This window comes from Pseudomonas sp. GW822-FHT07A10 (genome assembly GCF_058798795.1).
In genome coordinates this window covers 240,453-252,767 of the sequence record NZ_JBXAKV010000008.1, presented here as the reverse complement: position 1 = coordinate 252,767, position 12,315 = coordinate 240,453, and the positions used below count along the sequence as shown (strand labels likewise).

General features: G+C 58.6%; 11 protein-coding genes. 7 read left to right on the top strand and 4 right to left on the bottom strand.

The features are described from left to right. Nucleotides 1-195: 195 nt before the first annotated feature. Nucleotides 196-2,016 carry a translational GTPase TypA gene (typA, locus tag AC1RL4_RS15970; protein WP_008028025.1) on the bottom strand — a complete coding sequence of 607 codons (1,821 nt, stop codon included), beginning with the start codon at nucleotides 2,014-2,016 and terminating at the stop codon, nucleotides 196-198. A gap of 139 nt (nucleotides 2,017-2,155) precedes the next feature. Continuing rightward, a complete protein-coding gene (gene thiI / locus AC1RL4_RS15965) occupies nucleotides 2,156-3,610 on the bottom strand; it encodes a tRNA uracil 4-sulfurtransferase ThiI (protein ID WP_026286654.1) in 1,455 nt (484 codons plus the stop codon). A 328-nt stretch (nucleotides 3,611-3,938) separates the two neighbouring features. Between thiI and glnA the strand changes: the two genes are divergently transcribed. From glnA to ntrC, 6 genes are all read left to right on the top strand, one after another. After that, nucleotides 3,939-5,345 carry a glutamate--ammonia ligase gene (gene glnA, locus AC1RL4_RS15960; RefSeq protein WP_019581810.1) on the top strand — a complete coding sequence of 469 codons (1,407 nt, stop codon included), beginning with the start codon at nucleotides 3,939-3,941 and terminating at the stop codon, nucleotides 5,343-5,345. Nucleotides 5,346-5,479: 134 nt separating this feature from the next. Beyond that, nucleotides 5,480-6,028 (top strand): chorismate mutase, encoded by a 549-nt coding sequence (locus AC1RL4_RS15955; protein WP_230173976.1) that lies wholly within the window; start codon nucleotides 5,480-5,482, stop codon nucleotides 6,026-6,028. A gap of 101 nt (nucleotides 6,029-6,129) precedes the next feature. Next, nucleotides 6,130-6,645 carry a DUF4124 domain-containing protein gene (locus AC1RL4_RS15950; protein WP_096481390.1) on the top strand — a complete coding sequence of 172 codons (516 nt, stop codon included), beginning with the start codon at nucleotides 6,130-6,132 and terminating at the stop codon, nucleotides 6,643-6,645. Continuing rightward, complete coding sequence (locus AC1RL4_RS15945) at nucleotides 6,642-7,262, top strand: DUF4124 domain-containing protein (RefSeq protein ID WP_032830985.1); 621 nt, start codon at nucleotides 6,642-6,644, stop codon at nucleotides 7,260-7,262. The genes AC1RL4_RS15950 and AC1RL4_RS15945 overlap by 4 nt, the downstream gene beginning before the upstream one ends. Before the next feature lie 495 nt (nucleotides 7,263-7,757). Further along, nucleotides 7,758-8,843, top strand: coding sequence for a nitrogen regulation protein NR(II) (glnL, locus tag AC1RL4_RS15940; RefSeq protein WP_018929201.1), 1,086 nt, complete (start codon nucleotides 7,758-7,760; stop codon nucleotides 8,841-8,843). Next, complete coding sequence (gene ntrC / locus AC1RL4_RS15935; protein ID WP_018929202.1) at nucleotides 8,840-10,276, top strand: nitrogen regulation protein NR(I); 1,437 nt, start codon at nucleotides 8,840-8,842, stop codon at nucleotides 10,274-10,276. Before glnL ends, ntrC begins: the two co-directional genes overlap by 4 nt. Nucleotides 10,277-10,825: 549 nt before the next feature. On the opposite strand, the gene AC1RL4_RS15930 is transcribed toward ntrC, so the two are convergent. Beyond that, a complete protein-coding gene (locus tag AC1RL4_RS15930; protein WP_018929203.1) occupies nucleotides 10,826-11,266 on the bottom strand; it encodes a hypothetical protein in 441 nt (146 codons plus the stop codon). Here AC1RL4_RS15930 and trmL point away from each other — a divergent pair. Continuing rightward, entirely contained in the window at nucleotides 11,265-11,720 is a 456-nt protein-coding gene (trmL, locus tag AC1RL4_RS15925) for a tRNA (uridine(34)/cytosine(34)/5-carboxymethylaminomethyluridine(34)-2'-O)-methyltransferase TrmL (RefSeq protein ID WP_007939438.1), read from the top strand. The genes AC1RL4_RS15930 and trmL overlap by 2 nt on opposite strands. Before the next feature lie 86 nt (nucleotides 11,721-11,806). Here the strand turns inward: trmL and secB are convergent, their stop codons facing one another. Beyond that, nucleotides 11,807-12,292 (bottom strand): protein-export chaperone SecB, encoded by a 486-nt coding sequence (gene secB / locus AC1RL4_RS15920; protein WP_007939439.1) that lies wholly within the window; start codon nucleotides 12,290-12,292, stop codon nucleotides 11,807-11,809. Nucleotides 12,293-12,315 lie beyond the last annotated feature (23 nt).

Here is a 12,315-nt window from a genome sequence, read left to right as displayed (position 1 = left end):
CCCAGCGAGGCTGCGTTCGGCAGCGCAGCAGTCGCAGGCCTGAAAACACGATTTATATGATGCACCGCAGCGTTTGATTTCACGACTGCTGCGCTGTCGAACACAGCCTCGCAAGCTCGGCAGCTGCTACAGCCAGACAAACAAAAACGCCCCCGGCCTTTCGACCGGGGGCGTTTTCATTCAGCCTGAGTTAACTCAGTTCTTGGCTTTCTTGGCAGCGCGGGTACGCTCGCCTTCGTCCAGGATCTTCTTACGCAGGCGGATCGACTTAGGTGTCACTTCGCACAGCTCGTCATCCTGGATGAATTCCAGGGCCTGTTCCAGAGTGAAGCGAACAGGTGGAACCAGAGCGATGGTTTCGTCTTTACCCGAAGCACGCATGTTGTCGAGCTTCTTGCCTTTGGTTGGGTTGACGCCCATGTCGTTGTCACGGCTGTTCAGACCAACGATCTGACCGTTGTAGATCTCTTGACCGTGTTCAACGAACAGCTTGCCACGCGCCTGCAGGGTTTCCAGGGAGTAGGTCAGCGCCTTGCCGGTTTCTACCGATACCAGAACACCGTTCTGACGACCGGACATGTCGCCGGACTTCATGGTGTCGTAGCGATCGAAGATCGAGGTCAGGATGCCAGCACCGTTGGTCAGGGTCAGGAACTGGTTACGGAAACCGATCAGACCGCGAGCAGGGATGTTGTACTCCAGACGAACACGGCCTTTGCCATCCGGCACCATGTTGGTCAGGTCGCCTTTACGCAGGCCCATCTCTTCCATGACCTTGCCCTGGGATTCTTCAGGGGTGTCGATGGTTACGTTTTCGAACGGTTCCTGCTTCACGCCGTCAACTTGACGGATGATCACTTCCGGACGACCAACGCCCATTTCGAAGCCTTCGCGACGCATGGTTTCGATCAGTACCGAGAGGTGCAGCTCACCACGGCCGGAAACCTTGAACTTGTCAGCCGAGTCGCCTTCTTCAACGCGCAGTGCAACGTTGTACAGCAGCTCTTTATCCAGACGTTCCTTGATGTTACGGGAAGTCACGAACTTGCCTTCTTTACCGCAGAAAGGCGAGTCGTTTACCTGGAAGGTCATGGAAACGGTTGGCTCGTCAACGGTCAGAGGCTTCATCGCCTCGACGTTGTCCGGCTGGCACAGGGTGTCGGAGATGAACAGCGAGTCCATACCGCTAACGCACACGATGTCACCGGCAAACGCTTCTTCAACGTCGATACGGTGCAGGCCGTGGTGACCCATCAGCTTCAGGATACGACCGTTACGCTTCTTGCCGTCGGCGCCAATGGCCACGACTGGAGTGTTCGGCTTGACGCTACCACGAGCGATACGGCCAACACCGATAACACCCAGGAAGCTGTTGTAGTCCAGTGCCGAGATTTGCATCTGGAACGGGCCTTCACGGTCAACTTTAGGAGCCGGTACGTTGTCGACGATCGACTGGTACAACGGGGTCATGTCTTCAGCCATGTCGGTGTGGTCCAGACCGGCGATGCCGTTCAGGGCCGAGGCGTAGACGACTTTGAAGTCCAGCTGTTCTTCGGTAGCACCCAGGTTGTCGAACAGGTCGAAGATCTGGTCCAGAACCCAGTCCGGACGCGCGCCTGGACGGTCAACCTTGTTGATGCACACGATTGGACGCAGGCCGGCTTCGAACGCCTTCTTGGTCACGAAACGGGTTTGCGGCATAGGGCCGTCTTGAGCGTCAACCAGCAGCAGAACGGAGTCGACCATCGACATTACGCGTTCAACTTCACCGCCGAAGTCGGCGTGGCCCGGGGTGTCCACGATGTTGATGTGGTAGCCGTTCCAGTTGATGGCGGTGTTTTTCGCCAGAATGGTAATACCGCGCTCTTTCTCCTGGTCGTTGGAGTCCATCACGCGCTCGTCGTTGAGCTCGTTGCGTTCCAGGGTGCCGGATTGACGCAAGAGTTTGTCTACCAGGGTGGTTTTACCATGGTCAACGTGGGCAATGATGGCGATGTTGCGTAGATTTTCGATCACTTGTGTATCTCGATCAGAGGATTCGGTGTGCTGACAAGTCTTGGCAGCGATTAACAGTAGCGTCCGGACAAGCCGTTACAGCTTGACGGTGGCATCGGGGGGCCGGTGACGCAGGCCACAGGCAAACAGCCCCGGGCACTTAGCTCGGTCGATAAACGCGCACATTGGCATGCCCCTCACTGAGCAAATGGTGGGCATGCAGGCGACTCATCACGCCTTTGTCGCAATACAGCAGGTACTGGCGAGTAGGGTCCAGTTCCTTGAAACGAGCGTTCAGTGCATAAAACGGCATCGTCTGTACCTCGATACCAGGAAGCTCCAGCGGGTCGTCTTCGGCGGCATCCGGGTGACGGATATCGATGATGATCTGGCCCGCCAGCGCTTCGCTGACTTCTTCAATCTGCAAATCCTGGCCCAATTCGTCGATCACGCGATCGATCGGCACCAGTTTGGCATTCTCGAGCGCGCGCTCAAGGACTGCCATGTCGAATTCTTTCTCTTCGTGCTCCACGCGGTAGCGCTTGGCCGCCGTCTTCGGATTGACCGAGATGACCCCGCAGTACTCCGGCATGTGCCGGGCGAAATCGGCGGTGCCGATCTCGTTGGCCGTGTCGATGATGTCCTGCTTGTGACTGGCGATCAGTGGACGCAAGACCAGCTTGTCGGTCACGCAGTCGATCACGGACAGGTTCGGCAACGTCTGGCTCGACACCTGGGAGATCGCCTCGCCAGTGACCAGCGCTTCGATGTGCAGTCGATCAGCAATTCGGGAAGCAGCGCGCAACATCATACGCTTCAAAACTACACCCATATGACTGTTATCGACTTTCCCGAGAATTTCTCCCAGAACTTCCTCGAACGGCACACTGACAAATAACACGCGTTGGGAGCTGCCGTACTTCTTCCAGATGAAGTGCGCGACTTCCATCACGCCCAGCTCATGGGCTCGTCCGCCCAGATTGAAGAAGCAGAAATGGCTCATCAGCCCGCGGCGCATGATCTGGTAGGCCGCAACGGTGGAATCGAAGCCGCCGGACATCAGTACAAGCGTCTGTTCCAGGGCCCCGAGCGGATAACCGCCGATGCCGTTGTGCTGGCTATGGATCACGAACAACCGTTGGTCGCGAACTTCGATACGGACTTCGATTTCGGGCTTTTTCAGGTCGATCCCGGCGGCACCACACTGACGGCGCAACTGGCTGCCGACATATTTCTCGATGTCTATCGAACTGAATGGGTGCTTGCCGGCTCGCTTGCAGCGCACCGAGAAAATCTTTCCGGCCAGCGCATCGCCGTAGTGCTGCTTGCACTTCTCGACGATGTCGTCGAAATCGCCCAGCGGGTACTCGTCGATCTGCAGAAAGTGCGCGATGCCCGGCGTGCAAGTCAGGCGCTCGCCCATCTCTTTCAGGACCTTGGGGTCGCTGACGCGGGTTTCCAGCTCGAGATTGTCCCACACACCGTTCACCACCACGGCCGGGTCCAGATCGCGGAGCACGGTACGGATGTTTTTGGCCAACTGGCGGATGAAACGCATCCGTACCGGGCGGCTCTTGATGGTGATCTCGGGGAAGACTTTTACGATTAGTTTCATGAAAACAGCGCGCGCAGGGCCAGCCGAAAAAGGGGGGCGCGGATTATAGCGGAAATTGCTCAAGGTTTAACCAGTTAATGTGCAGAAGGTTTTGCATGCACCAAAACGGGTCATTTATGGAATTCGACGCTACATTACAGGGCGATATTTTGCGCTTTATGGTGCGCCGCCCCCTTGCAAGCGTGATATTGGGGCAAAAAACCCATGATGAGGCACTGGCATGCAATTTGCTCCCTTGTGAGGCAGGTTGCCATGGCAGAGTATTCGCGCCGGCATCACCCACATTTAAGGGCATCCATTACAAGCCCTAAGCCACCCGGAGGACACTATGTCGAAGTCGGTTCAACTCATCAAAGATCATGACGTCAAGTGGATTGATCTGCGCTTCACGGACACCAAAGGCACTCAGCACCACGTGACCATGCCGGCTCGCGATGCGCTGGATGAAGCTTTCTTCGAAGAAGGCAAAATGTTCGACGGTTCCTCCATCGCTGGCTGGAAAGGCATCGAAGCTTCCGACATGATCCTGATGCCGGACGACACCACTGCCGTTCTCGACCCGTTCACCGAAGAGCCGACCCTGATCCTGGTTTGCGACGTGATCGAGCCTTCGACCATGCAAGGCTACGACCGTGACCCACGGGCGATCGCCAAGCGTGCCGAGGAATACCTGAAGTCGACCGGTATCGGCGACACCGTATTTGTGGGTCCAGAGCCTGAGTTCTTCATCTTCGACGAAGTGAAGTTCAAGTCCGACATCTCCGGCTCGATGTTCAAAATCTTCTCCGAACAAGGTTCGTGGATGTCCGACCAGGACGTGGAAGGCGGCAACAAAGGCCACCGTCCAGGCGTCAAAGGCGGCTACTTCCCGGTTCCGCCGTTCGACCACGACCACGAAATCCGTACCTCCATGTGCAACGCCATGGAAGAAATGGGCCTGGTCATCGAAGTTCACCACCACGAAGTGGCGACTGCCGGTCAGAACGAAATCGGCGTGAAGTTCAACACCCTGGTTGCCAAGGCTGACGAAGTTCAGACCCTGAAATACTGCGTACACAACGTAGCTGACGCATACGGCCGCACCGCGACCTTCATGCCTAAGCCGCTGTACGGCGACAACGGTTCGGGTATGCACGTTCACCTGTCCATCGCCAAAGATGGCAAGAACACCTTCGCTGGCGAAGGCTATGCCGGCCTGTCCGACACCGCTCTGTACTTCATCGGCGGCATCATCAAGCACGGTAAGGCTCTGAACGGCTTCACCAACCCGTCGACCAACTCCTACAAGCGTCTGGTCCCAGGTTTCGAAGCTCCAGTGATGCTGGCCTACTCGGCTCGCAACCGTTCCGCTTCGATCCGTATTCCTTACGTGTCCAGCCCTCGCGCTCGCCGTATCGAAGCCCGCTTCCCGGATCCAGCAGCCAACCCATACCTGGGCTTCGCTGCACTGTTGATGGCTGGCCTGGACGGCATCCAGAACAAGATCCACCCTGGCGATGCAGCTGACAAAAACCTGTACGACCTGCCGCCTGAAGAGGCGAAAGAGATCCCACAAGTTTGCGGCAGCCTGAAAGAAGCCCTGGAAGAGCTGGACAAAGGTCGTGCGTTCCTGACCAAAGGCGGCGTTTTCAGCGACGACTTCATCGACGCTTACATCGCTCTGAAAAGCGAAGAAGAAATCAAGGTTCGTACCTTCGTACACCCACTGGAATATGAGCTGTACTACAGCTGCTGATCCGGTAGCGCTGCACTACGCAGCGTGACAAAAGAGAGGCCTCCTTCGGGAGGCCTTTTTTGTGGGCGAACGTCTGTCATCGGATGCCCGGTTGCGTGCATCATGGCCTTCACCCGATAAAGTCGAGATCCTCCATGCGCCTACGCTCATCCCTTGCCTTGCTCACTGCCCTGCTGGCCAACAGCGCTTTTGCCAGCCCGGCACCTGCCGCCCTCGCCCCGCTACTAGGCACCATCGAGGAGCGCCTGGCGATTGCCGATCAAGTCGCGTTGAGCAAATGGGACAGCGGTAAACCCGTCGAGGACCGTCAGCGCGAGCGTGAGGTAATTGCTGGTGCCGTGGCCCTGGCACCTGCTTATAAATTGAGTAACGAAGCCGTCGAACAGTTCTTCTCGGCGCAGATCGAGGCCAACAAACTGGTGCAATACGCGCATTTGTCTGACTGGCATGCGCAAGGCAAGGCACCCGACGATCCTCGCCCCGACCTCGTCGGGCAGATCCGCCCGCAACTTGATCAGTTACAAAAACGCCTGCTGCAACAACTGGCCGATTTCAGCCCTTATCGCAACGACCCGCAGTGCCCATCCTGGCTGGCCAAAGCCAATAAAACCGGCACCCAAGTGTCTCTGCGCGAGCTCGCCAAGGTACGCGCCAGCGCTGAGTTGTGCAGCACCAGCCGCTGAGCCGGCCTGCCGACATGCGCTGATGTGCTCTATGCTCAGCGCTTAGTCGCCACGAACGGAACAGGGCCGGACACTTGCCCAACGGCCAATGGAAGCCTGCAATGCGCTCATTGTTGTTATGCCTGCTCGTACTGATCGCCCTGCCCGTCGCCGCGCAGATCTATAAGTACACCGACGCCAATGGCAACACCGCCTACAGCAATCAGCCGCCCGACGGCGTCAAAGCCCGGCCGGTCGAATTGCCACCGCTCAACAGCGTCGAGCGTCAGTCGCCCAGCGAACCCGTAGCACCTGCGCAAGCCAGTAGCCGTGACCAAGCGCACAGCGCCTATCAGGTGCTGGAGCTGAGCGGCCTGCCCACCGAAGAAGCCTTGCGCGCCAACAACGGCACGTTCACCGTCAGCGTATTGATCAATCCACGCCTGCAAGGCACTCATCGATTGAGGCTGTTACTGGACGGTCAACCCTACGGCCAGCCGAGCAACGTGCCGACCCTGCAACTGGTGAACATCGACCGTGGCGAACATAACCTTGCGGTTCAGGTGATCGACGGGCAAAACGTCGTGCAACAGAGCCCCACCGTGACGCTCACCGTGCAACGGGTGCATAAACCTTGAGGGCCTGGCTGTTGATCGCGTGCCTGGTCAGCCTGCCGGCGATGGCCGAGGTCTTCACCTATATCGACGCTCAGGGTAATCGGGTCTTCACCGATCAGCCGGGCGCCCGCAACGCCAAACGTGTGCCGTTGGCGACAAGCAATCGAATGTCAGCCAACCCGAGTGGCGCAGCGCCCATGACCGCTGCGAAAACAAACCCGACCAAGCCACTGTTTCATTACGACATGCTTCGGGTGCTGGTGCCGGAACCGGATGCCACGATCCGTAGCAGTGCCGGTGAATTGATCGTCAGCATTACCAGCGAACCCGGCCTGCAACGGGGCCATCGTTACCGTTTGCTGCTGGACGGCCAGCCCACTGCCGAGCCCGGCCCCAGCCCGGTGTTCGCCCTGAGCAATATCGACCGCGGCAGTCACAACCTGTCGGTGGAAATCCTCGACGAACAGGGCCACACCGTCGAACGCACCGCCAATCAACCGTTCCATATGCTGCGCATTTCCCTGGCGCAGAAACGCCAGGTCAAACCCTGCACCCTCACCGACTACGGCCAACGGCCGGAATGCCCCCTTAAAGACAAGCCTGAAGAAGAAAAAAGCGCCTTCTTGCCCTTCTTCTAACCTCGTTCAGGTTTGCGCACTATATTGGTGCAAACATCTGCACCATACCCACATCTCAACCCATTTTGGTTCGAAAGTACCCGAAAAAACTGGCAGAACGCCATGCAAACGAGCGTAAAACGCCCGTTTCAGGCTCTAAACGCTTCTTTTCGGAGCCTTGGTTTGGTTTTTGCATTTTCCTTATACCGGCGCGTTATTCATGCGCATGCCCTGCTCCAAAAGAGGGAGTAGGGCGTGCTCACCGTAAATGGCGATCGCGCAAAGCCCCACGAGACGCAAGACTAGGCATGAGGAGAGAAGTTTGGTTGCTCCAAATGAACGACGAATAACGACGGATTGCGTCTCGTGGGGCTTTGCCCTTCGGGTTGGCGCTGTGATCGCGCCATGCTGCGTTGTAGGACTTGAAAAGGGAACGCCATTCTCTGCGTCCTACGCCTTGCCTGGCGCGATCACAGCGCCAACGCGATTCGCCATTTACGGTGAGCACGCCCTACTATGACCATTAGCGACGCACTACACCGCTTGCTACTCGACAACCTCACCACCGCCACCATCCTGCTCGACGCCGAACTGCGCCTCGAGTACATGAACCCGGCGGCGGAAATGCTCCTGGCCATCAGCGGCCAGCGTAGCCATGGGCAGTTCATCAGTGAGTTGTTCACCGAATCCACCGAAGCGCTGAACTCCCTGCGCCAGGCAGTCGAGCAGGCACACCCGTTCACCAAGCGCGAAGCGATGCTCACCGCCCTCACCGGCCAGACCTTGACCGTCGACTACGCCGTGACGCCAATCTTGAGCAATGGCGACACGATGCTGCTGCTGGAGGTTCATCCTCGCGACCGCCTCCTGCGGATCACCAAGGAAGAGGCACAACTGTCGAAGCAGGAAACCAGCAAAATGCTGGTGCGTGGCCTCGCCCACGAGATCAAGAACCCTCTCGGTGGCATTCGTGGCGCGGCTCAGTTACTCGCCCGTGAGTTGCCGGAAGAAAGCCTGCGCGATTACACCAACGTCATCATTGAAGAGGCCGATCGCCTGCGCAATCTGGTGGATCGCATGCTCGGCTCTAACAAGCTGCCGTCGCTGGCCATGTGCAACGTCCACGAAGTGCTGGAGCGTGTGTGTCAGTTGGTGGAAGCCGAAAGTCAGGGCTGCATCACTTTGGTGCGCGACTACGACCCAAGCATTCCGGATGTCTTGATTGATCGCGAACAGATGATTCAAGCCGTGCTGAACATCGTGCGCAACGCGATGCAGGCCATCAGCAGCCAGAACGAGCTACGCCTTGGCCGCATCAGCTTGCGTACCCGCGCCATGCGCCAGTTCACCATCGGCCACGTGCGCCATCGCCTGGTGACCAAGATCGAAATCATCGACAACGGCCCGGGGATCCCCGCCGAGTTGCAGGAAACCATCTTCTTCCCCATGGTCAGCGGCCGCCCGGACGGTACCGGGCTGGGCCTGGCCATTACCCAGAACATTATCAGCCAGCACCAGGGCTTGATCGAATGTGACAGCCATCCAGGCCACACCACGTTCTCGATCTTTCTGCCACTGGAACAAGGAGCCACATCGACATGAGCCGTAGTGAAACCGTGTGGATCGTCGATGACGACCGTTCTATCCGTTGGGTCCTGGAAAAAGCCTTGCAACAGGAAGGCATGACCACCCAAAGCTTCGACAGCGCCGATGGCGTGATGAGCCGCCTGGCGCGCCAGCAGCCGGACGTGATCATCTCCGACATTCGCATGCCGGGTGCCAGCGGCCTGGACCTTCTGGCGCGGATTCGCGAACAACACCCACGGCTGCCAGTCATCATCATGACTGCCCACTCCGACCTGGACAGCGCTGTCGCGTCCTATCAGGGTGGCGCGTTCGAATACCTGCCCAAGCCGTTCGACGTCGACGAAGCCGTTTCCCTGGTCAAGCGCGCCAATCAACACGCTCAGGAACAACAAGGGCTGGAAGTCGTCCCGACGCTGACCCGCACCCCGGAAATCATCGGCGAAGCGCCGGCGATGCAAGAAGTGTTTCGCGCCATCGGGCGCTTGAGCCACTCCAACATCACCGTGCTGATCAACGGCGAATCCGGCACCGGTAAAGAGCTGGTGGCCCACGCCCTGCACCGTCACAGCCCACGGGCAGCCTCGCCGTTCATTGCGCTGAACATGGCGGCGATCCCCAAAGACCTGATGGAGTCCGAGCTGTTCGGCCACGAAAAAGGCGCGTTCACCGGCGCGGCCAACCTGCGTCGCGGACGTTTTGAACAGGCCGACGGCGGCACGCTGTTCCTCGATGAAATCGGCGACATGCCGGCGGACACCCAGACTCGTTTGCTGCGGGTACTGGCGGACGGCGAGTTTTACCGCGTCGGCGGTCATGTGCCGGTGAAGGTCGATGTACGCATCATCGCCGCGACTCACCAGAATCTGGAAACCCTGGTGCACGCCGGAAAATTCCGTGAGGACTTGTTCCACCGCCTCAACGTGATCCGCATCCACATTCCACGGCTGTCGGACCGTCGCGAAGACATCCCGACCCTGGCCAAGCACTTCCTCAGCCGCGCCGCGCAAGAACTGGCGGTGGAACCGAAACTGCTGAAAAGCGAAACCGAGGAATACCTGAAAAACCTGCCATGGCCAGGCAACGTGCGTCAGCTGGAGAACACCTGCCGCTGGATCACCGTGATGGCTTCAGGTCGCGAAGTGCACATCAGCGACCTGCCGCCGGAGCTGCTGAGCCTGCCGCAGGATTCAGCACCGGTGACCAATTGGGAGCAGGCGCTGCGCCAGTGGGCCGACCAGGCTTTGGCACGCGGCCAATCGAGCCTGCTCGACAGCGCCGTACCGGCCTTCGAGCGGATCATGATCGAAACCGCCCTCAAACACACCGCCGGCCGCCGCCGCGACGCCGCCGTGCTGCTGGGCTGGGGACGTAATACCTTGACGCGCAAGATCAAGGAATTGGGGATGAAGGTAGATGGTGGGGATGATGATGAAGGGGATGAGGGTTAACTAGCCGCCAGCTCCTCACTGAGTACCGGATCCAATCGCGGGCAAGTCCGCTCCCACAGGAATTTCGATGGTTTCACCGGCGCGTGAACACCATTGAACCTTGTGGGAGCGGGCTTGCCCGCGATGCTTTTGGGGCCACCGTGCACCGCAGCAATGCACCGTGAACCGCAATCGCGCACAACAACCCGTCCCAAATCCCGTGCTCACCTGCAGAAAAAACCATACCGAAAAAACACAAAAGCCCCGGAATACGGGGCTTTCAGCACTACTCAGCGACTTTTCGTTTCAACATATTAAAAACTGGCACGCCCCCTGCAATAGTCCAATCAGTGATTCGATTCACTACCCAGTTTCGGGGACCTTGGTACAGGCAGGCCGGGGATTCCCCTCTTTATACCGGGCTCATACCGCAACAGCGACGAGCCCACCCGTTTTGGGGTCCTTGGTACAGGCAGGCCGGGGATTCCCTCTTTACACCGGGCTCACGACGCATGCGCGAGCCCTCCCGTTTTGGGAACCTTGGTACAGGCAGGCCGGGGATTCCCTCTTTTATTGCTCTCGGAGATGGATCTCCAGCCGCCAGCGGTCATCGACCTTGCTACCGGCCCAGTCGCCTTGCAGGGGCCGGGCCGCCACCACCGTCAGCAACAATCCCCCATCACTCAATCGCGTTCGCCAGTTCACGTCTTTACCGTTGAGCTTGAGCTGACCTTTCTGTGCACGGCCTTCAGCCTCGAACAATAGCGCGACACTGCCGTCGACCAATTCGCCGTGGGTTTTGGGTTCGTTGTTGAACCACACCACCAGCCCATCATTGGTCACCTCGACCTGCTGCAAAACGCTGGGGTCAGGCGCAGTCAGACGACCGATCATCAGGCCCACCATCACTCCGACAATCGCCAGTGAACCCATCACCCGCAGGAATAGTTTCGAACGGGGATCGGCTTGCGGCGTAGAATGCTGCTCATCTTTACCTTCGGAGCCGTGCATGTTTCACGTCATCCTTTTCCAACCAGAAATTCCGCCGAATACCGGCAACGTTATCAGGCTGTGCGCCAACAGTGGCTGCCACCTGCATTTGATCGAACCGCTGGGCTTCGAGATGGACGACAAGCGCCTGCGCCGGGCGGGCCTCGATTACCATGAGTATGCCACCCTGCAACGCCACGCAGACCTCGCCAGCTGTCTGGAAAGCCTCGGCCACCCTCGGCTGTTCGCCTTTACCACCAAAGGTTCGCGACCGTTCCATGATGCCAGCTTCGCCGAGGGCGATGCCTTCCTGTTCGGTCCGGAAAGCCGTGGCTTGCCAGCCGAAGTGCTCGACGCCCTGCCCGGCGAACAACGCCTGCGCCTGCCCATGCGCGAAGGCTGTCGCAGCCTGAACCTGTCCAACACCGTGGCCATCGCGGTGTACGAAGCCTGGCGTCAGCTCGGGTTCAAGTAACCGCACGATCCGACGACAGGTTTCGTTTGCTCCATGAAAAAAGCGCCTTTGAAGGCGCTTTTTTCATGGAGCAAACGAAGCTTCTTTTACTGGACGGTCGGAGTTTCGCCAGCCGCCTGCATGCGTTGCAGCTCTTGTGCGTACAGCGCATCGAAGTTCACCGGGGCCAGCATCAGGGCCGGGAACGAACCGCGGGTCACCAGGCTATCCAGGGTTTCGCGAGCGTACGGGAACAGGATGTTCGGGCAGAACGCGCCCAGGGTGTGGCTCATCGAAGCCGCGTCCAGGTTCTTGATCAGGAAGATCCCGGCCTGTTGCACTTCAGCGATGAACGCCACTTCTTCACCGTTTTTCACGGTGACCGACAGGGTCAGTACGACTTCGTGGAAGTCGCCTTCCAGCGCCTTCTGACGGGTGTTCAGATCCAGACCGACGCTCGGTTCCCACTGCTGGCGGAAGATTGCCGGGCTTTTCGGGGCTTCGAAGGACAAGTCACGTACGTAGATGCGCTGCAAGGAGAATTGCGGTGCGTTTTCTTCTTCGCTAGCTGCAGTGTTCTGTTGGTCAGTCATCTCAGATCCTTTCTGATCTCGGG